Source organism: Streptomyces sp. CB02980 (assembly GCF_014451325.2).
Taxonomy (GTDB): domain Bacteria; phylum Actinomycetota; class Actinomycetes; order Streptomycetales; family Streptomycetaceae; genus Streptomyces.
On record NZ_JACSCH020000014.1, the window covers coordinates 106,461 to 126,921 of the forward strand.

Annotated in this window: 16 protein-coding genes and 1 tRNA gene; 16 read left to right on the forward strand and 1 reads right to left on the reverse strand. The window is 72.2% G+C overall.

From position 1 onward, the window contains the following. The first annotated feature begins 134 nt into the window (after positions 1–134). The 16 genes from E0F75_RS26975 to E0F75_RS27050 all read left to right on the forward strand — a co-directional run bounded on the left by E0F75_RS26975 (position 135) and on the right by E0F75_RS27050 (position 19,618). On the forward strand, positions 135–1,652 hold the full coding sequence (locus E0F75_RS26975) for a sugar ABC transporter ATP-binding protein (RefSeq protein WP_229313495.1): 1,518 nt from the start codon (positions 135–137) through the stop codon (positions 1,650–1,652). Beyond that, the gene (locus tag E0F75_RS26980; protein ID WP_229313497.1) at positions 1,649–2,647 is read left to right on the forward strand and encodes an ABC transporter permease; all 999 of its coding nucleotides are present in this window, start codon (positions 1,649–1,651) and stop codon (positions 2,645–2,647) included. The genes E0F75_RS26975 and E0F75_RS26980 overlap by 4 nt, the downstream gene beginning before the upstream one ends. A gap of 73 nt (positions 2,648–2,720) precedes the next feature. Further along, complete coding sequence (locus E0F75_RS26985) at positions 2,721–3,758, forward strand: substrate-binding domain-containing protein (RefSeq protein WP_073904221.1); 1,038 nt, start codon at positions 2,721–2,723, stop codon at positions 3,756–3,758. Between the two features lie 127 nt (positions 3,759–3,885). Continuing rightward, on the forward strand, positions 3,886–5,160 hold the full coding sequence (locus E0F75_RS26990; protein ID WP_229313499.1) for a Gfo/Idh/MocA family protein: 1,275 nt from the start codon (positions 3,886–3,888) through the stop codon (positions 5,158–5,160). 13 nt (positions 5,161–5,173) lie between these two features. Further along, positions 5,174–6,178: a sugar phosphate isomerase/epimerase gene (locus E0F75_RS26995; protein ID WP_229313502.1), complete on the forward strand. Its 1,005-nt coding sequence runs from the start codon at positions 5,174–5,176 to the stop codon at positions 6,176–6,178. Between the two features lie 245 nt (positions 6,179–6,423). Then, positions 6,424–10,116, forward strand: a complete 3,693-nt coding sequence (locus tag E0F75_RS27000) for a ThuA domain-containing protein (protein ID WP_229313503.1) — start codon at positions 6,424–6,426, stop codon at positions 10,114–10,116. Positions 10,117–10,255: 139 nt separating this feature from the next. Next, positions 10,256–11,476 carry an inositol-3-phosphate synthase gene (locus E0F75_RS27005; RefSeq protein WP_229313505.1) on the forward strand — a complete coding sequence of 407 codons (1,221 nt, stop codon included), beginning with the start codon at positions 10,256–10,258 and terminating at the stop codon, positions 11,474–11,476. Then, a complete protein-coding gene (locus E0F75_RS27010; RefSeq protein ID WP_229313507.1) occupies positions 11,473–12,492 on the forward strand; it encodes an SCO3242 family prenyltransferase in 1,020 nt (339 codons plus the stop codon). The genes E0F75_RS27005 and E0F75_RS27010 overlap by 4 nt, the downstream gene beginning before the upstream one ends. Next, positions 12,489–13,466, forward strand: a complete 978-nt coding sequence (locus tag E0F75_RS27015) for a sugar phosphate isomerase/epimerase (protein WP_229313509.1) — start codon at positions 12,489–12,491, stop codon at positions 13,464–13,466. Before E0F75_RS27010 ends, E0F75_RS27015 begins: the two co-directional genes overlap by 4 nt. Further along, the gene (locus E0F75_RS27020) at positions 13,460–14,020 is read left to right on the forward strand and encodes an EboA domain-containing protein (RefSeq protein ID WP_229313511.1); all 561 of its coding nucleotides are present in this window, start codon (positions 13,460–13,462) and stop codon (positions 14,018–14,020) included. The genes E0F75_RS27015 and E0F75_RS27020 overlap by 7 nt, the downstream gene beginning before the upstream one ends. Beyond that, a complete protein-coding gene (locus E0F75_RS27025; protein ID WP_229313513.1) occupies positions 14,020–14,868 on the forward strand; it encodes a TatD family hydrolase in 849 nt (282 codons plus the stop codon). The genes E0F75_RS27020 and E0F75_RS27025 overlap by 1 nt, the downstream gene beginning before the upstream one ends. A 9-nt stretch (positions 14,869–14,877) precedes the next feature. Continuing rightward, complete coding sequence (gene eboE / locus E0F75_RS27030) at positions 14,878–16,149, forward strand: metabolite traffic protein EboE (protein WP_229313515.1); 1,272 nt, start codon at positions 14,878–14,880, stop codon at positions 16,147–16,149. After that, positions 16,146–17,579 (forward strand): nucleotide pyrophosphatase/phosphodiesterase family protein, encoded by a 1,434-nt coding sequence (locus E0F75_RS27035; RefSeq protein WP_229313517.1) that lies wholly within the window; start codon positions 16,146–16,148, stop codon positions 17,577–17,579. Before eboE ends, E0F75_RS27035 begins: the two co-directional genes overlap by 4 nt. Before the next feature lie 164 nt (positions 17,580–17,743). Next, positions 17,744–18,814, forward strand: coding sequence for a sugar phosphate isomerase/epimerase (locus tag E0F75_RS27040; RefSeq protein ID WP_229313519.1), 1,071 nt, complete (start codon positions 17,744–17,746; stop codon positions 18,812–18,814). Positions 18,815–19,060: 246 nt separating this feature from the next. Next, positions 19,061–19,148: transfer RNA gene (locus tag E0F75_RS27045), tRNA-Leu, on the forward strand. A gap of 101 nt (positions 19,149–19,249) precedes the next feature. Then, positions 19,250–19,618 (forward strand): zinc ribbon domain-containing protein YjdM, encoded by a 369-nt coding sequence (locus tag E0F75_RS27050; RefSeq protein WP_308189610.1) that lies wholly within the window; start codon positions 19,250–19,252, stop codon positions 19,616–19,618. On the opposite strand, the gene E0F75_RS27055 is transcribed toward E0F75_RS27050, so the two are convergent. Continuing rightward, the gene (locus E0F75_RS27055; RefSeq protein WP_229313521.1) at positions 19,605–20,372 is read right to left on the reverse strand and encodes a class I SAM-dependent methyltransferase; all 768 of its coding nucleotides are present in this window, start codon (positions 20,370–20,372) and stop codon (positions 19,605–19,607) included. The two genes, E0F75_RS27050 and E0F75_RS27055, sit on opposite strands and share 14 nt — an antisense overlap. Between the last annotated feature and the right edge of the window lie 89 nt (positions 20,373–20,461).

A 20,461-nucleotide genomic window follows, 5' to 3' on the forward strand; every position in this document is an offset into this window, starting at 1 on the left:
CCCCCGCACGCCCACGCGCCCCGGCGCACCCGCACCCGCACCCGCACCCGCCGCAACGCCCCGCACCCCCACGCGCCCCAGCCCACCCGCACCCCGCCGGACGGCCACCCGCACTCGCCGAGGGGATCTCCGCCATGCCCGAACACCCCCCGTCCCTCCTCACCATGTCCGGAATCACCAAGTCCTTCCCCGGCGTCCGCGCCCTCGACGGCGTGGACCTGGAGGTCGCGCCCGGCGAGGTCCACTGCCTCCTGGGCCAGAACGGTGCCGGCAAGTCCACCCTCATCAAGGTCCTCGCCGGCGCCCACCAGCCCGACGAGGGCCGGATCACCTGGAACGGCGCACCCGTACGGCTCCGCTCCCCGAGCGCCGCCGTCCGCCTCGGCATCGCCACCATCTACCAGGAACTCGACCTCGTCGAAGGCCTCTCCGTCGCCGAGAACGTCCACCTCGGCCACGAACCCACCACCGCCGGATTCGTCCGCACCCGCGACGCGCGGGAGACCACCGCCGCCCTCCTGAAACGCCTCGGCCACCCCGAGATCGACCCGGCCCGCCGCGTCGGCGAACTCTCCGCCGCCCAGCGGCAGATCGTCTCCATGGCCCGCGCCCTCTCCCACGACGTCCGTCTCATCGTCATGGACGAACCGTCCGCCGCCCTCGACCCCGACGAGGTCGCCAACCTCTTCCGGATCGTCGCGGACCTCACCGCCGACGGCGTCGCCGTCGTCTACATCTCCCACCGCCTGGAGGAGATCCGCCGCATCGGCGACCGCGTCACCGTCCTCAAGGACGGCCGGGCCGTCGCCCGCGGACTGCCCGCCGCGACCACCCCGACCCGTGAGGTCGTCGCCCTCATGACCGGCCGGGACGTCCCCTACGTCTTCCCCGAACGCCCCGCCCGCCCACCCACGGGCGAACCCGTCCTCCGAGTCCAAGGACTTGCCAGGAAAGGGGAGTTCGAGGCCCTCGACCTCGAACTCCGCCCCGGCGAGATCGTCGGCCTCGCCGGGCTCGTCGGCTCCGGCCGCTCCGAGATCCTGGAGACCGTCTACGGAGCGCGGAAGCCCACCGCGGGCCGGGTGACCGTCGACGGACGGCCCCTGCGCCCCGGCAGCGTCCCCGCCGCCGTCGCCGCCGGACTCGGCCTCGCCCCCGAGGAACGCAAGGCGCAGGGACTGCTCCTCCTCGAATCCGTCACCCGCAACGTCTCCGTCTCCTCCCTCGCCCGCTTCTCCCGGGCCGGCTGGATCGACCGCGCCACCGAACGCGAGACCGCCAGGACCGCCACCCGCACCCTGTCGCTGCGCCCCGATCTCCCGGACGCCCCGGTCCGCACCCTCTCCGGCGGCAACCAGCAGAAGGCCGTCCTCGCCCGCTGGCTCCTCCGGGGCTGCCGCGTCCTCCTCCTCGACGAACCCACCCGGGGCGTCGACGTCGGCGCCCGCGCCGAGCTGTACGCGGTCATCCGGGGGCTCGCCGACGACGGCCTCGCCGTCCTCCTCGTCTCCAGCGAGGTCCCCGAGGTCCTCGGCCTCGCCGACCGCGTCCTGGTCCTCCGCGAGGGACGGGTCGTCCACCAGGCGCCCGCCCGTGACCTCGACGAACACCGCGTACTCGACCTCGTGATGGAAGGGAGCCCTGCGGTATGACGCTCACCACCCCGGCCAAGGCGCCGCCCCGGGAGGGCCGTTGGCGCACACTCGGCCTCAGGGCCGACGTCCGCAACCTGTCGCTGCTCGGCGTGCTCGCCGCACTCATCGTCGTCGGCGGAGTCACCCGGCCCGCCGAGTTCCTCGCCACCTCCAACCTCCAACTCGTCCTGACGCAGGCCTCCGTGATCGGCGTCGTCACCGTCGGCATGACCTTCGTCATCACCAGCGGCGGCATCGACCTCTCCGTCGGCGCGATCGTCGCCCTCGCCTCCGTATGGGCCACGACCCTCGCCACCCAGGAGTTCGGCTTCGCCGGCATCCTCTTCACGGCCGTCGCGGTCGGACTCGGCTGCGGTCTCGTGAACGGCGTCCTCGTCGCGTACGGCGGCATGGTCCCGTTCATCGCGACCCTCGCCATGCTGGCCTCGGCCCGCGGCCTCGCCCTCCAGATCACCGACGGCAAGACGCAGATCGTCACCGTCCCGTCCGTCCTCGACCTCGGCCTCCCCGACGCCTACGTCCTCGGCATCCCGCCGCTCGTCCTCGTCTTCGCGGCCGTCACCGGCGCCGGCTGGCTGCTCCTCAACCGGACCACCTTCGGCCGCCGCACCATCGCCGTCGGCGGCAACCCGGAGGCCGCCCGCCTCGCCGGCATCGACGTCCGCCGCCAGCGGCTCTTCCTCTACCTGCTCTCCGGACTGTGCTGCGGCATCGCCGCCTTCCTGCTCGTCGTGCTCGCCGGCTCCGGCCAGAACACCAACGGCAATCTGTACGAGCTCGACGCCATCGCCGCCGCCATCATCGGCGGCACCCTCCTCAGCGGCGGCCGGGGCACCATCGTCGGCTCCGTCCTCGGCGTCCTCGTCTTCACGACCATCACCAACATCTTCGCGCTCAACAACCTGCAGAGCGACGTCCAGCAGATCGCCAAGGGCGCGATCATCGTCGCCGCCGTCCTGCTCCAGCGCCGCACGGTCCGCGACGGAACCTGACCCGACACCCGCCGAACCCGCCCCCTCACCACCACCCCCTTCACCACCACCCGCTCGGAAGGGATCCACCGCCATGCCCGAAACCAGCCGCAGACACCTTCTCCTCGGCGGCGCGGCCGTCTCCGCCGGCGCCCTGCTCACGGCCTGTACGAGCAACGAGCCGAAGAACCAGTCGCCCGTCGGGAGCGCCGCGCCGGCCGCCGACGACAAGCCCGGCACCCCCGTCACCATCGGCTTCGCCGGCCCGCAGGCCGACCACGGCTGGCTCAACGCCATCAACGACAACGCCGAGCGGCGCGCGAAGAAGTACTCCGACGTCACCCTGGAGATCACCGAGGGCTCCAACGACACCGCCACCCAGATCGGCCAGGTCCAGACCCTCATCAACAAGAAGGTCGACGTCCTCGTCATCCTCCCCGCCGACGGCAAGGCCCTCACCCAGATCGGCCTCCAGGCCATGAAGGCCGGCATCCCCGTCATCAACCTCGACCGGATCTTCGCCTCCCCGCAGGCCTACCGCTGCTGGATCGGCGGCGACAACTACGGCATGGGCCTCAACGCCGGCAACTTCATCGGCGAACAGCTCAAGGACAAGCCGAACGCCACCGTCGTCGAACTCGCCGGCATGGACAGCCTCGAACTCACCAAGCAGCGCACCCAGGGCTTCGACGACGCCCTCAAGAACTACCCCAACATCCGCAAGGTCGCCCGCCAGGCCGCCGACTTCACCGTCGAGTCGGGGCAGGCGAAGATGGCCCAACTCCTCCAGGCCCAGTCGAAGTTCGACGCCCTGTGGAACCACGACGACGACCAGGGGGTCGGCGCGCTGCGGGCCGTCGCCCAGGCCGGCCGCAAGGACTTCCTCATGGTCGGCGGCGCCGGCGCCAAGTCCGCCATGGACGCCATCAAGGCCGACACCGGAGTCCTCAAGGCCACCGTCCTCTACCCGCCGACCATGGCCGCCTCCGCGATCGACCTCGCCCGCGCCCTCGGCCAGAAGAAGGGCGTCGGCGGCATGTCCGAGCTGGAGATCCCCGCCTCGATCACCCTCTACTCGGCCGTCGTCACCAAGGAGAACGTCGACGAGTACCTGCCCACCGGCTTCAGCTGACCGGCCCGGACCCGGGCGGTCCGCACCCGGGCGGCCCGCACCGGGGCCGTCCGTCCGGACCGGTCCCCGGCGGCCCGACCGCCCCCGGGGAGCAGCAACTCGCCGCACCACGAAACGGAGGAACCGTATGGAACAGACGGAGAGCGGGGCCGCACCGCCGACGCTCGGCATCGGCATGGTCGGCTACGCGTTCATGGGAGCCGCCCACTCGCAGGGCTGGCGCACCGCGGGCCGCGTCTTCGACCTGCCGCTGCGACCCGTCCTCGCCGCCGTCGCGGGCCGTGACGCCACCGCCGTCCGGGCCGCCGCCCGACGGCACGGCTGGGCCGCCGCCGAAACCGACTGGCGCGCCCTGATCGCCCGCGACGACGTCCAGCTCGTCGACGTCTGCACCCCGGGCGACAGCCATGCGGAGATCGCCGTCGCCGCCCTGGAGGCCGGCAAGCACGTGCTGTGCGAGAAGCCGCTCGCCAACTCGGTCGCCGAGGCCGAGACCATGGCCGCGGCCGCCGAAGCGGCCACCGCCCGGGGGCAGATCGCCATGGTCGGCTTCAACTACCGCCGGGTGCCCGCCCTTTCGTACGCCCGGCAGCTCATCGCGGACGGCCGGCTCGGCACCCTGCGGCACGTCCGTGTCACCTACCTCCAGGACTGGCTGGTCGACCCCGCCTTCCCGCTCACCTGGCGCCTGGAACGCGAACACGCCGGTTCCGGCGCGCTCGGAGACCTGGGGGCGCACGCCGTCGACCTCGCCCAGTACCTGGCGGGGGAGCCGCTCGTCGGCGTCTCGGCGCTCACCGAGACCTTCGTACGGAAGCGTCCGCTGCTCGCGGGCGTCGCCGCGGGCGGTCTCGCCGGGGGAGCGGGATCGGAGGCGTACGGGCAGGTCACCGTCGACGACGCGGCCCTGTTCACCGGGCGGCTCGCCTCCGGCGCGCTCGCCTCCTTCGAGGCCACCCGGATGGCCGCGGGCCGCAAGAACGCGCTGCGGCTCGAGATCAACGGGGAGCGCGGCTCGCTCGCCTTCGACCTGGAGCGGCTCAACGAACTGTCCTTCCACGACCACACCGAACCGGCGGTCTCGGCGGGCTTCCGCCGCATCCTCGTGACCGAACCCGACCACCCGTACCTGGAGGGCTGGTGGCCACCCGGGCACGCGCTCGGCTACGAGCACACCTTCGCCCACCAGGCCCGCGACCTGGTTCACGCCGTCGCGAGCGGCATCGCCCCGGCGCCCTCCTTCGCCGACGGCCTCCAGGTCCAGCGGGTCCTGGCCGCGGTGGAGGAGAGCGCCCGGAGCAACGCGGTCTACACCCCGGTCGGCATCCCGGTCCACACGTCGGCCGAAGGATCCGCCGACCCGCACGCCGACCCGCACGCCGACACATCCGTACCGAGCTAGGAGGCGCCCGACCGTGCCACGACCCTTCACGCTCTTCACCGGCCAGTGGGCCGACCTGCCCCTGGAGGAGGTCTGCCGGCTCGCCCGCGACTTCGGCTACGACGGCCTGGAACTCGCCTGCTGGGGCGACCACTTCGAGGTCGACAAGGCTCTCGCCGACCCGGCGTACGTCAAGGGCAGGCGCGAACTGCTCGACGCGTACGGCCTGAAGTGCTGGGCGATCTCCAACCACCTGGTGGGACAGGCCGTGTGCGACCATCCCATCGACGAGCGCCACCAGGCGATCGTGCCCGCCCGGATCTGGGGCGACGGCGACGCCGAAGGAGTGCGGCAGCGGGCCGCCCGCGAGCTCGCGGACACCGCGCGGGCCGCGGCCGCGCTCGGCGTCGACACCGTCATCGGCTTCACCGGCTCCTCCATCTGGCATCTGGTGGCGATGTTCCCGCCGGTCCCCGAGCGCATGGTCGAGCGCGGCTTCGAGGACTTCGCGGAACGGTGGAACCCGATCCTCGACGTCTTCGACGCCGAGGGCGTCCGCTTCGCCCACGAGGTCCACCCCAGCGAGATCGCCTACGACTACTGGACCACCCAGCGGGCCCTGGACGCCGTCGACCGGCGTCCCGCCTTCGGCCTCAACTTCGACCCCAGCCACTTCGTGTGGCAGGACCTCGACCCCGTCGGCTTCCTGTGGGACTTCCGCGACCGGATCTACCACGTGGACTGCAAGGAGGCCCGCAAGCGGCTCGACGGCCGGAGCGGCCGGCTCGGCTCCCATCTGCCCTGGGGCGACCCCCGGCGCGGCTGGGACTTCGTCTCCGCGGGACACGGCGACGTGCCCTGGGAGGACGTCTTCCGGATGCTCCGCTCCATCGGCTACGCCGGGCCCGTCTCCGTGGAGTGGGAGGACGCCGGCATGGACCGGCTGACCGGCGCCCCCGAGGCGCTGTCCTTCCTCAAGCGGTACGACTTCGACCCCCCTTCGGCCTCCTTCGACGCGGCCTTCGGGACCGCCGACTGAGGTGAAAGCGCAGGTCCGCGCCTGGCGGCGAGGTGCCGCCCGGCCGGTCCGCGCTGCCCGCGAGAGCCTTTGTCCTCTCACGGGGAGAAGTTCGACCGCACTGCTGCACAAGGGCTTTCCGTGGTGGACGAACCCGACTACGGTCCCTGATGTGTACATGGCGTAACAGCGTGATGTGACCAGCGTGACGGCGCACGCCGGTCCCCGGACAACCCGCACACCCGGCCCTACTCCGGAGGACACCCGTGCACAGAAAACGACTCCGCCCCAGGAAGTCGCTCGCCCTGCTCACCATCGGACTGCTCGCCCTCGGCGCCCCCCAGGGCCTCGCCGCCGAACCCGAAGCCCCCACCCCCGCCACCCCCGCCGACTCGGCCGCCGAGGAATTCCAGCAGATCACCCTCGCCAAGGGCGGCGAGGAGGTCGGCGAACCCATGTCCCTCGCCGTACTCCCGGACCGCAGCGTCCTCCACACCTCCCGCAACGGCGAACTCCGCCGCACCGACGCCGCCGGCAACACCACCGTCATCGGCACCGTCCCCGTCTACTCCCACGACGAGGAAGGCCTCCAGGGCATCGGCCTCGACCCGGACTTCGCCCGCACCAAGGCCATCTACCTCTACTACGCCCCACCCCTCGACACCCCCGCAGGCGACGCCCCCGAGAACGGCACCGCCGCCGACTTCGCGAAGTACGACGGCGTCAACCGCCTCTCCCGCTTCACCCTGAGAGCCGACGGCACCCTCGACAACGCCAGCGAGAAGAAGGTCATCGACATCCCCGCCACCCGCGGGATCTGCTGCCACGTCGGCGGCGACATCGACTTCGACGCCCAGGGCAACCTCTACCTCTCGACCGGCGACGACTCCAACCCCTTCGCCTCCGACGGCTTCACCCCCATCGACGAACGCCCCGGCCGCAACCCCGCGTTCGACGCCCGCCGCACCTCCGGCAACACCAACGACCTCCGCGGCAAGATCCTCCGCATCAAGGTCGCCGACGACGGCACCTACACCGTCCCCGAAGGCAACCTCTTCGCCCCCGGCACCGCCAAGACCCGGCCCGAGATCTACGCCATGGGCTTCCGCAACCCCTTCCGCTTCAGCGTCGACAAGGCCACCGGCGTCCTCTACGTCGGCGACTACGGTCCCGACGCCGGCGCCGCCGACCCCAAGCGAGGCCCCGCCGGACAGGTCGAGTTCGCCCGGATCACCAAGCCCGGCAACTTCGGCTGGCCCTTCTGCACCGGCAACAACGACCCCTACGTCGACTACGACTTCGCGACCAAGACCTCCGGCGCCGGCTACGACTGCGCCGCCCTCAAGAACGACTCCCCGTACAACACCGGACTCGTCGACCTCCCGCCCGCCCAACCCGCCTGGATCCCCTACAACGGCGGCTCCGTACCCGAGTTCGGCACCGGCTCCGAATCACCCATGGGCGGCCCCGTCTACCGCTACGACCCCGCCAACACGTCCCCGGTGAAGTTCCCCGAGGCGTACGACGGCGACTTCTTCGCCGGCGAGTTCGGCCGCCGCTGGATCAAGCGCATCGACCAGGACGCCAACGGCACCGTCGCCTCCATCAACGACGTCCCCTGGACCGGCACCCAGATCATGGACATGGCCTTCGGGCCCGACGGAGCCCTCTACGTCCTCGACTACGGCACCGCCTGGTTCGGCGGCGACCACAACTCCGGCCTCTACCGCATCGAGAACGCCACCGGCGGACGCTCCCCGGTCGCCGAGGCCGGCGCGAACAAGACCTCCGGCACCGCCCCGCTGAAGGTCGCCTTCTCCTCCGCCGGCACCACCGACGGCGACGGCGACACCCTCACCTACACCTGGGACTTCGGCGACGGCGGCACGTCCACAGCCGCCAACCCCACCTACACGTATCGCAAGAACGGCACCTACACGGCGACCGTGACGGCAAAGGACGCGAGCGGCCGCACCGGCTCCGCCTCCGTCCACGTCGTCGTCGGCAACACCGCCCCCAAGGTCACCCTCGAACTCCCCGCAGAAGGAGCCCTCTTCTCCTTCGGCGACGACATCCCCTTCAAGGTCAAGGTCACCGACCCCGAAGACGGCACCATCGACTGCGCCAAGATAAAGGTCACCTACGTCCTCGGCCACGACAGCCACGGCCACCCCGTCACCACCGCCAACGGCTGCACCGGCACCATCAAGACCTCCGCCGACGGCGGCCACGACGACGACGCCAACATCTTCGCCGTCTTCGACGCCGAGTACACCGACGGCGGAGGCGGCGGCCAAGCCGCCCTCACCACCCACGACCAGGCCAAACTCCAGCCCCGCCACCGCCAGGCCGAGCACTTCGACGCCCAGAACGGCGTCAACCTCTTCGACAAGACCCAGGCCAACGGCGGCCGCACCGTCGGCGACATCAACGACGGCGACTGGATCTCCTTCAAGCCCTACAACGTCACCGGAGCCACCAAGCTCACCGCCCGCATCTCCTCCGGCGGCAACGGCGGCTTCCTCGAAGTCCGCACCGGCTCACCCACCGGCCCCCTCCACGGCTCCGCACCCGTCCCCGTCACCGGGAGCTGGGAGACCTTCCAGGACATCGACGTACCCCTGCGGAACCTGCCCCGCAAGACCACCGAACTCTTCCTCGTCTTCAAGGGCGGCACCGGCGCCCTCTACGACCTCGACGACTTCACGTTCTCCAGCGCCCCCGCGAACCGCAACGCCAAGCGGGTCCTGGTCTTCTCCAAGACCGCCGGCTTCCGCCACGACTCCATCGGCACCGGCATCACCGCCCTCAAGGAACTCGGCGCCGACAGCGACATCGTCATCGACAGCACCGAGGAACCCCGCCAGTTCACCACCAACAACCTCGCCCGCTACGACGCCGTCGTCTTCCTCTCCACCACCGGCGACGTCCTCGACGCCGACCAGCAGAAGGCCTTCGAGAACTACGTCTCCACCGGCGGCGGCTACATGGGCATCCACGCCGCGGCCGACACCGAATACGACTGGAGCTTCTACGGCGGACTCGTCGGCGCCTACTTCCAGTCCCACCCCCAGATCCAGCCCGCCACCGTCCGCGCCGAAGACCACACCCACCCCGCCACCGCCCACATCGACGGACCCTGGCAGCGCACCGACGAGTGGTACAACTACCGCACCAACCCCCGCGACCAGGCACGCGTCCTCGCCACCCTCGACGAGACCACCTACCAGGGCGGCACCATGAAGGGCGACCACCCCATCGCCTGGTGCCAGACCTACGGCGGCGGCCGCTCCTTCTACACCGGAGGCGGCCACACCAAGGAGTCGTACACCGAACCCGCCTTCCGCCAACACCTGCTGGGCGGCCTCCGCTACGCCACCGGCCAGGTCAAGGCCGACTGCCGGCCCCAGACCGGCTACCGCGACCTCTTCAACGGCGAGACCCACGAAGGCTGGAAGCAGGCCGGACCCGGCGGCTTCGACATCACCGACCGCGAACTCCACTCCACCGGCGGCATGGGCATGCTCTGGAACCAGGCCAAGGAACTCCGGTCCTACTCCCTCACCCTCGACTGGAAACTCACCGGCGACTCCAACTCCGGCATCTTCGTCGGCTTCCCCGCCAGTGACGACCCCTGGTCCGCCGTGAACAACGGCTACGAGATCCAGATCGACGCCACCGACGCCGCCGACCGCACCACCGGAGCCGTCTACGGCTTCAAGTCCGCCAACCTCAAGGCCCGCGACCTGGCCCTCCGCCCGCCCGGCCAGTGGAACACGTACGAGATCCGCGTCCAGGGCGAACGCCTCCAGGTCTTCCTCAACGGCATCAAGATCAACGACTTCACCAACACCGACCCCGCCCGCAGCCTCACCAGCGGCCACATCGGCATCCAGAACCACGGAGCCGCAGACCAGGCCGCCTTCCGCGACATCCGCCTCAAGGAACTCCCCTCCTGACGGAGCTCCCCCGACCGGCTCCCGCGCCCAGCTGACGGGAGCCCCCGGACGACGGTGGGCGGGGCGGCGCCGTACCCCCCGCCCACCGTCACCACCCCCCAACCCCTCTTTCCGCTGGACGAGCAGGGAGGCCGACGCCATGACCCACGCACCCCGCACCGGAATCTGGCTCATAGGCGCGAGAGGCTCCGTCGCCACCACCACCATGGTCGGCTGCGCCGCTCTCGTCGCCGGACTCCACCCACCCACCGGCATGGCCACCGAAACCCCCGAACTCGCCGACGCCGGACTGCCCCCACTCGCCTCCCTCGTCTTCGGCGGCCACGACACCACCGACTGCCCGCTCCCCAAACGCGCCGAACAACTCACCACCGCCGGAGTCCTCCCGTACGGCCTCACCCGGACCGTCACCCGCGAGCTCGAAGCCGCCGACCGCGAGATCCGCCCGGGCGGCCCCGCCCCCGGCGACACCCGCACCCACGAACAACTCATCACCGCCTTCACCCACGACCTGACGGACTTCCGCCGACGCATTGGCCTGGACCGCGTCGTGGTCGTCAATGTGGCATCCACGGAGCCGGCGTCGGGGGGCGTCGGGCTCCCACCCAGCACCCTGTACGCCGCCGCCGCACTGCGCGCCGGATGCCCGTACGTCAACTTCACCCCGTCCACGGGCCTGCGCCACCCCGCCCTCGCCGCCCCGCTCGCCGCGAGCCGACTGCCGCACGCGGGCCGCGACGGCAAGACCGGCCAGACCCTGCTCCGCGCCGTACTCGCCCCGATGTTCCGTCAGCGGGCCCTGACCGTACGCGCCTGGTCCGGCAGCAACCTCCTGGGCGGCGGCGACGGTGCCGCCCTCGCCGACCCGGCCGCCGCGGCCGCCAAGAACGCCGGGAAGGAACGCGTCCTCACCGACACCCTCGGCCCCGGCGTCGAAGGCCAGGTCCACATCGACGACGTCCCCGCGATGGGGGAGTGGAAGACCGCCTGGGACCACATCGCCTTCGACGGTTTCCTCGGCACCCGCATGATCCTCCAGACCCTCTGGCAGGGCTGCGACTCGGCCCTCGCGGCCCCCCTCGTCCTCGACCTGGCACGCCTCACGGCCCGCGCCCACGAGAAGGGCCTCACGGGTCCCTTGGAGGACCTCGCCTTCTACTTCAAGGACCCGGAAGGCACCCCACCGGCCTCACTGGCGGAGCAGTACGACCGCCTGCTGACCTTCGGCCGCACGCTGGGCGACCGCCCGGACACGGGGGACGCGGGTACGGGTGCTACGGGTGCGGGCGATACGGGTACCGAGGGCACGGGTACGGAGGACGCGAGTACGGGGGACGCGGGGACGGGGACGGTCCGATGACCCGGCGGCATACCGGTCGGGCACAGGCCTGGGCGGAACTCCTCCGCGTATCGGCACTGTTCTCGGTGCCCGGGGACGCCCTCGCGGGCGCGGCGGCGGCCGGGGCCCGCCCCGGCCGGGGCACGCTCTGCGCGATCGGCGCCTCCCTCTGCCTGTACGAGGCGGGAATGGCCCTCAACGACTGGGCCGACCGGGCCGAGGACGCCGCCGAACGCCCCCACCGCCCGCTGCCCTCCGGCCGTATCGCCCCGAGCGCCGCCCTCGCGGCCTCGGCGGCCCTGACGGCGGCCGGACTTGCACTGGCCTCCCGCGCGGGGCGCCCGCCCCTCGCGGTCGCCACCGCCCTCGCCGCCACGGTCTGGGCCTACGACCTCGGCCTGAAACACACCCCGGCGGGCCCCGCCACCATGGCCACGGCCCGAGCCCTCGACCTCCTCCTGGGCGCGACGGCCTCGACGGGCGAGAAGGGCGGACCCCACCGCCGCCGCGCCGTCCACGCCCTGCCGTCCGCCGCCCTGCTCGGGGCGCACACCTACGCCGTCACCGCCGTCTCCCGCCACGAGACCCAGGGCGGCTCCACCCGCACCCCGCTCGCCGCACTCGCCGTCACCCTGGCGGTGGCCGGGGCGGCATCGGGCGAGGTGCTCGGCGCGCGGCCCGACACCACCGTCTCCTCCCCCTCCGTGCCCCCCGCCCCCGCCCCCCACCCCACCCTCCCCTCCCGCCGGCCCCTCCCGTCCTCCTGGCCGTCTCCCTCCCGCCGGCCCCTCCCCTCCCGTGGTCTCGCCCCCCTCCTCGCCCTGGCCTACGCCCGTACCCCGGCCACCCTCCTCCTCCACGCCGCGCTCAACCCGTCCGCGGCGCTCACCGAGCGGGCCGTCGGCGGGGGGATCCGGGCCACCATCCCGCTGCAGGCCGCGCTGGCCGCCCGCGCCGGGGCGCCGGGGACCGCGCTCGCACTGCTCGGCCTGGTCCCGGCCGCGCGCGCCCTCGCCCGGAAGGTGAGCCCCACATGAGTACCGCCCGTCCCGCCTCCCGCCGGCCGGCTCCTTCCCGTGCCGGATCCGCCACTCAGGTCACCGCTCCCGCCTCCTCCCACTCGGCTCCGCACTCCTCTCCGCGCTCCTCGGGCCGCCCTCGGCTCGGCTACGGCACCAACGGCCTCACCGATCTGCGGCTCGACGACGCCCTCGGGCTCCTCGCCGATCTCGGCTACGACGGGGTCGGGCTGACCCTCGACCACATGCACCTCGACCCCCTCGCCCCCGACCTGGCCGCCCGCACCGCCCAGGTCGCCCGGCGTCTCGGCCAGCTGGGGCTCGGTGTGACCGTCGAGACCGGTGCCCGTTACGTCCTCGACCCGCGCCGCAAGCACGGACCGTCCCTGCTCGACCCGGACCCCGAGGACCGTGCCGCCCGGGTCCGGCTCCTGCTGCGGGCCGTTCGGGTCGCCTCCGACCTCGGCGCGCACGCCGTGCACTGCTTCAGCGGCGTCCCAGCGGTCGACACCCCGCCGGACGTGGCATGGAAGCGGCTCGCCTCCTCGCTCACCCCTGTCCTGGAGGCCGCGGAAGCCGCCCGTGTCCCCCTGGCCGTCGAACCCGAACCCGGCCACCTCCTCGCCACCCTGGACGACTTCCACCACCTGCGCGGACTCCTCGGCGACCCCCCGCCCGCCGTCCTCGGCCTCACCCTCGACATCGGCCACTGCCAGTGCCTCGAACCCCTCCCTCCCGCCGACTGCCTGCGCGCGGCCGCGCCCTGGGTGCACCACATCCAGATCGAGGACATGCGCCGCGGTGTGCACGAGCACCTGCCGTTCGGCGACGGTGAGATCGACTTCCCGCCGGTCCTCACCGCCCTCGCCGAACTCACCGCCACCGGCTACCCCGGGCTGACCGTCGTCGAGCTGCCCCGCCACTCCCACGCCGGCCCCGAACTCGCCCGCACCTCCCTCTCCTTCCTGCGCCGGGAGGCCCCGACATGCTGACTGTCACCGCCGCCGCCCGTACCTGGCTGGACTCCGCCCTCGCCGAGGCCGAGGCCCGAGCTCCCGGGTGGGAGGAGCGCTTCGTCGCCGCGGGCCGGCACTGCGGGCGCGAGCACGCGGACGAGGCCCGCACCCTTCTCCTCCGGGCCGCCGGCGCCGACCCCGACACCCTCACCCGTCTCTACCGGCACGGCGCCGCAGCCGAGCGCCGCGCGGTCCTCCTGGCCCTCCCCGCCCTCGTCACCGGCCCCGAGGCCGTTCCTCTCGTCGAGGACGCCCTCCGCACCCACGACACCACCCTGATCGCCGCCGCCGTCGGCCCCTACGCCACCACCCACCTCACCCCCCACGCCTGGCGGCACGCCCTCCTCAAATGTCTCTTCACCGACGTCCCCGTCACCGCCGTCGCCGGACTCGCCGAACGCGCCGCCGGTGACGGCGAACTCGCCCGGATGCTCGTCGACCACGCCGCCGAACGCACCGCCGCCGGCCGCGACGTCCCCGCCGATCTGACCCGCGTCCTCGCCCTCACCGCCCCCACCGAGGAGTCCTGATGCGCATCTTCGACCCGCACATCCACATGACCTCGCGCACCACGGACGACTACCGGGCGATGTACGACGCCGGTGTCCGCGCCCTCGTCGAACCGTCCTTCTGGCTCGGCCAGCCGCGCACCTCGCCCGCTTCCTTCCTCGACTACTTCGACTCCCTCCTGGGCTGGGAGCCCTTCCGTGCCGCCCAGTACGGCATCGCCCACCACTGCGCCCTCGCCCTCAACCCGAAGGAGGCCAACGACCCCCGCTGCGTCCCCGTCCTCGACGACCTGCCCCGGTATCTCGCCAAGGACGGTGTCGTCGCCGTCGGCGAGATCGGCTACGACTCCCTGACACCCGCCGAGGACACCGCGCTCGCCGCCCAGCTCCAGCTCGCCGCCGACCACGGCCTGCCGGCGCTCGTCCACACCCCGCACCGCGACAAGCTCACCGGCCTGCGCCGTACCGTCGACGTCGTGCGCGAGTCCGCGCTCCCCCTGGACCGCGTCCTCCTCGACCACCTCAACGAGACGACCGTCAAGGAGGCCGCCGACAGTGGCGCCTGGCTCGGCTTCTCCGTCTATCCCGACACCAAGATGGACGAGGACCGGACGGTCGCGATCCTCAAGGAGTACGGAACCGACCGCGTTCTGGTGAACTCGGCCGCCGACTGGGGCCGTAGCGACCCCCTCAAGACCCGCGCCGTCGCCCGGGCGATGCTCGGCGCCGGTTTCACCGACGACGACGTCGACCAGGTCCTCTGGCGCAACCCCGTCGCCTTCTACGGGCTCAGCGGACGTCTCCACCTGGACCTCCCCACCCCGCCGGACCTGCACGAGGGCAACTCCGTTCTCCGTGGCGGGGAATGAGGCGTCCCCATGCGCTTCCGGCACCCCGACGGCTCCACCGTCCACCTCGCCTACTGCACCAACGTGCACCCGGCCGAGACCCTCGACGGCGTCCTCGCCCAGCTCCGCGACCACTGCGAGCCGGTCCGCCGCCGCCTCGGCCGTGACCGCCTCGGCATCGGCCTCTGGCTCGCCCGGGACGCCGCCCGCTCGCTGACCACCGACCCGGCCTCGCTCCGCGCCCTGCGCGCCGAACTCGACCGCCGCGGCCTCGAAGTGGTCACCCTGAACGGCTTCCCGTACGAGGGGTTCGGCGCCGACGAGGTCAAGTACCGCGTCTACCAGCCCGACTGGACCCACCCCGATCGTCTCGCCCACACCACCGACCTCGCCCGGCTCCTCGCCGCGCTGCTCCCCGAGGACGTCACCGAAGGGTCCGTCTCCACCCTGCCCCTCGCCTGGCGCACCCCCTTCGACGCCGAGGCCGCCACCACCGCCCGCACGGCCCTGGCGACGCTCGCCGGACGGCTCGACGCCCTGGAGGAACTCACCGGGCGGAGCATCCGCATCGGGCTCGAACCGGAGCCCGGCTGCATCGTCGAGACCGTCGCCGACGCCGTCGCCGCGCTCACCGCCGCACCGAACCCGAGCCCCGCGCCAGGCACGAGCCCCGAGCCGAGCTCCGCACCGGACCCGAGCTCCGCGTCGAGCGCCGTACCGAACCCCCGCATCGGCGTCTGCGTCGACACCTGTCATCTCGCGACCTCCTTCGAGGACCCGCGCACCGCCCTGGACTCGCTCGCCGCCGCCGGCATCGCCGTGCCCAAGGCGCAGCTCTCCGCCGCGCTCCACGCGGAACACCCGCACCTCCCCGAGGTCAGGGCGGCGCTCGCCGCGTTCGCCGAGCCCCGCTTCCTCCACCAGACCCGCACCAGAACCGCCGCCGGCCTCCGAGGCACCGACGACCTCCCCGAGGCGCTCGCCACCTCCGACCACCACGTCACGACCGCCCACGGTCTTCCCGACGCGACCCCCTGGCGCGCCCACTTCCACGTCCCCCTGCACGCTCCCCCCGCCCCTCCGCTGAGCTCCACGCTCCCCGTCCTCCAGGACGCCCTCGCCCTCCTCGTCGGAGGCCCGCACCCGCGCACCCACCACCTGGAGGTCGAGACGTACACCTGGCAGGCCCTTCCGCCCGAGAGCCGCCCCCGCACCAGGGCCCGGCTCGCCGACGGCATCGCCGCCGAACTGACCCTGGCCCGCGACCTGCTGACCGACCTCGGCCTCAAGGAACTGCCATGAGCGACCCCGCGCCCGCAGCCCCCCACGCATCCGCTGCCACACCCGCACCCACCCCCCTCCTGGTTCTCGACGTCGTCGGTCTCACCCCACGACTCCTGCCGCACATGCCTCACCTGGCCGCCCTCGCCCGCAGCGGCTCCCAAGCCCCGCTGTCCACCGTGCTGCCCGCCGTCACCTGCGCCGCCCAGACCACCTTCCTCACCGGCACCCTCCCCGCCGAGCACGGCATCGTCGGCAACGGCTGGTACTTCCGCGACCTCGGTGACGTCCTGCTGTGGCGCCAGCACAACGGTCTCGTCTCCGGCGACCGCCTTTGGGACGCCGCCCGCCGCACCCACCCCGACTACACCGTCGCCAACATCTGCTGGTGGTACGCGATGGGTGCCGACACCGACATCACCGTCACCCCCCGCCCCGTCTACTACGCCGACGGACGCAAGGAACCCGACTGCTACACCCGGCCCCCGGCCCTGCACGACGAACTCACCGAGAAGTTCGGCACCTTCCCCCTCTTCCACTTCTGGGGCCCCGGCGCCGACCTCGTCTCCAGCCGCTGGATCGTCGACGCCACCCGTCACATCCTTCGCACCCGCCGTCCCGACCTCGCCCTCTGCTACGTCCCGCACCTGGACTACGACCTCCAGCGCTTCGGCCCCGACGACCCGCGCTCCTTCCGGGCCGCGGCCGCGCTCGACACCGTCCTCGCGCCGCTCCTCGCGGAGGCGCGGGCCGAGGGCCGTACGGTCGTGGTCCTCTCCGAGTACGGCATCACCCGGGTCGAGCGTCCCGTCGACATCAACCGCGCCCTGCGACGCGCCGGCCTCCTGGAGGTCCACACCCAGGACGGCATGGAGTACCTGGACCCCATGACCTCCCGGGCGTTCGCCGTCGCCGACCACCAGATCGCCCACGTCTACGTCAAGCGGCCCACCGACCTGCCGGCCGTCCGGGAAGCCCTCGCCGGCCTCCCCGGTCTGGAACGGCTCCTCGACGACGACGGCAAGAAGGAACACGGCCTGGACCATCCGCGCTCGGGGGAACTGGTCGCCCTCGCCGAGCTCGACGCCTGGTTCACGTACTACTACTGGCTCGACGACGCCCGCGCCCCCGACTTCGCGCAGCTCGTCGAGATCCACCGCAAGCCCGGTTACGACCCCGCCGAACTCCTCATGGACCCGCTCGACCCCTACGTGCGGATCAAGGCCGCCAGGGAGATCGCCCGCAAGAAGCTCGGTATGCGGTACCGGCTCGCGGTCGTCCCTCTCGACCCCTCACCTCTTCGCGGCAGCCATGGCCGCCTCCCCGCGAGCGACGACGAAGGTCCGCTCATCCTGTGCTCCACCCCCCGCGCCCTTGACGGCCGTGTCGCGGCCACCGATGTGAAGAACCTGCTGCTCAGGCTCGCCGGGGTCACGGAGACCTCGACCTGAACCCGCGCAGCCGACCGAATCCCTCCGATCGCTCCCAATCCCTCCGATCGCTCCGAATCCCTCCGGTCACTCCGAAGCCTCCGGATCGCTCCGGAACCCCCTCCGCTCCCTCCAGCTGAATCCAGTGAAGCAGGCCTTTCCGACAACCAAGGAGTTATCCACAGATGAGTCGCACTCGCCGTACCGAAGCCGCCAACGACCCCGAGCTCGTCCACAGGCTCAGCCGGCGGAACATGCTGGGCGTCGCCGCCGGCGCGACCGCCGCCGCGCTGCTCGGGGCCGCGGCCCCCGCCGCCGCGGCGGCCGAGACCACCGCATCGCCGGGCCACGGTCACGGACACGGGCACGGCCGCCCCGTCCTGCCGCCCGGCCGCCTCGGCATCCAGCTCTACTCGCTGCGCGACAAGGTCGCCACCCTCGGCTTCGCCGCCGTCTTCGCCGAACTGCGGAAGTACGGCTACGACGAGGTCGAGTACGCCGGATACAGCCAGGGCTCCGCCGGCCCCATCAGCCTCGCCCAGCTCAAGCGCCTCACCCGCGACCACGGTCTGCGCCCGATCGGCAGCCATGTCGGCTACTACGCGAGCGACCCCGCCGCGTACACCTTCGCCCAGAACCTCGACCGCGTCCTCGACGACGCGGCCGCCCTGGGCCTGCCCCACATCGGCACCGCCTCCGGGCCCTGGCGCTACGGCTCCACCGTCGACGGCTGGAAGCGGTGCGCCGAGGAGTTCAACCGGTTCGGCGCCGCGGCGAGGAAGCGCGGCATGAAGTTCTACCAGCACAACCACTCGGAGGAGTTCTCCTTCGCCAGTGACCGCCCCGACGTACGCCTCTACGACGTCCTCCTCGCCGAGACCGACCCCGACCTGGTGCACCTGGAGATGGACATCTTCTGGGCGTACGTCGGCCAGTACCGCTACTCGGTCCGTCCGGACGGCACCCCCGCCCCGTTCGACCCGCTCGACTACGTCCTCGACCAGCCCGACCGCTATCCGCTCTTCCATGTGAAGGACGGCGACCGGGACGACTCCGCCGTCCCCTACGGCTACCGGATGACGGACGTCGGTGACGGCGACATCGACTACCGGCGCTTCATCTCGGCGGTCAACCGCACCCGCCACGGCCGGAGCGCCCATCACTGGCAGGCCGAGCACGACAACCCCGTCGACTCGCTGACCTTCGCCCGCAGGTCCAGCGCCCACCTCCACTCGCTGCGGGAGAAGGGCCACTGACCCGTCCGACGGCCTCGCATCTCCGCCGACCAGGGGGTTCGAGGCCGCCGAACGCCCGTCCCGCCGCACTCTGTGTGAGCGAGGGGCGGCACCCCGTGCGCAGGGGCGCGGGAATCCGTACTTGATCAAGGATCATGAGGCGGCTTCACCCCACTGACCACGGAAAACGCTGGTGAAAGCCACCTGGAACCCCTGGTAGAGTTACATCTGTCGCCGCGAGGGAAACCCCGCAGCGGCAGACACCTTGTCCGGGTGGCGGAATGGCAGACGCGCTAGCTTGAGGTGCTAGTGCCCTTTATCGGGCGTGGGGGTTCAAGTCCCCCCTCGGACACCAGTGAAAATGCCGGTCGATCTCGTATCGACCGGCATTTCGCGTTGTGTGCGGTGCCCCGGCGGCCCGGGGTGGCATGAGGATGGGCCGCCTATCCTGGGGGAGTGATCGAGAACATTCCTCCCTGCCCCCAGTGCTCCAGCGAGTACACCTACGAGATGAACAATCTGGTGGTGTGCCCCGAGTGCGGTCACGAGTGGGTGCCCGCCGCCGACGGTGCCGGCGCCGCCACAGGTGCGGAGGCGGGCGGGGAGCGCGTGATCAAGGACGCCGTCGGCAATGTGCTGAACGACGGCGACACGGTGACCGTCGTCAAGGCCCTCAAGGTCAAGGGCAACCCCTCCGGGATCAAGGCGGGCACCAAGGTGCGCAACATCCGCCTGGTCGACGGCGTCGACGGACACGACATCGACTGCAGGATCGACGGCTTCGGCGCCATGCAGCTCAAGTCCAGCGTGGTCAAGAAGGCCTGAGCCGCGCGGCGGTTCCCGGAGAGGCGAAGCCGGGCAGCGGTTCCTCCTTCTTGCGCGCCACCACCAGGCGGCAGCGTGGGCTTCCGTCCTCGCGGGTGCCCAGGGCGTCGACGGACATGAAGGCGACCTCGAAGCCCGCTTCCTCCAGGCGGGCGCGGACGTCGCCGAGCCGGAAGGTGCGGTAGTACATGACGAACGGTGGGCGCCAGACCGCGTTCCGGACGCGCATCGTGGCGTCGAAGCCCCACAGGATCCAGTAGAGGCGGGAGCCGACCGGGGGCGGGGCTCCGATGGGGAAGGCGAACGTGCCGCCGGGGCGCAGGGAGGCGTGGACCTGGGCGAACAGGGTGCGCTGCTCGTCCGGCAGGAAGTGGCCGAAGGCGCCGAAGCTGACCGCCAGGTCGAAGACCGGTGCGAAGGGCAGGGCCTGGGCGTCGGCGCGGACCAGGCCGGCCGTGGGGTGGGCCTCGCGGGCCCGGGTCAGCATGCCCGTACTGAAGTCGACGCCGGTGATCGGGCCCGCGCACACCGAGCGGAGGACGCCAAGGCCGGCGCCGGTGCCGCAGCAGACGTCGAGGCCCGAGTCGAAGGGGCCGAGGGTCTCCAGGGTGTGGGTGACGGCGGTCAGGAGGCGTTCGGAGGTGCGGAAGGGCGTCGCGTCGAACTTGTTCGCGAGCAGGTCGTAGCCGTGCTCGACGGAGGAGAGGGCCTGGACGGTCAGCTCGCGGAGGCTGGGACCCTGCGGGGTGAACATGTTCCCGACCCTATGTGTTCAGGGGCCACGCGGGGCGGGGATCGTCCGACCTCGTGCCGTCACCGAACGTGTGCGCCCGGGTGTGGCCG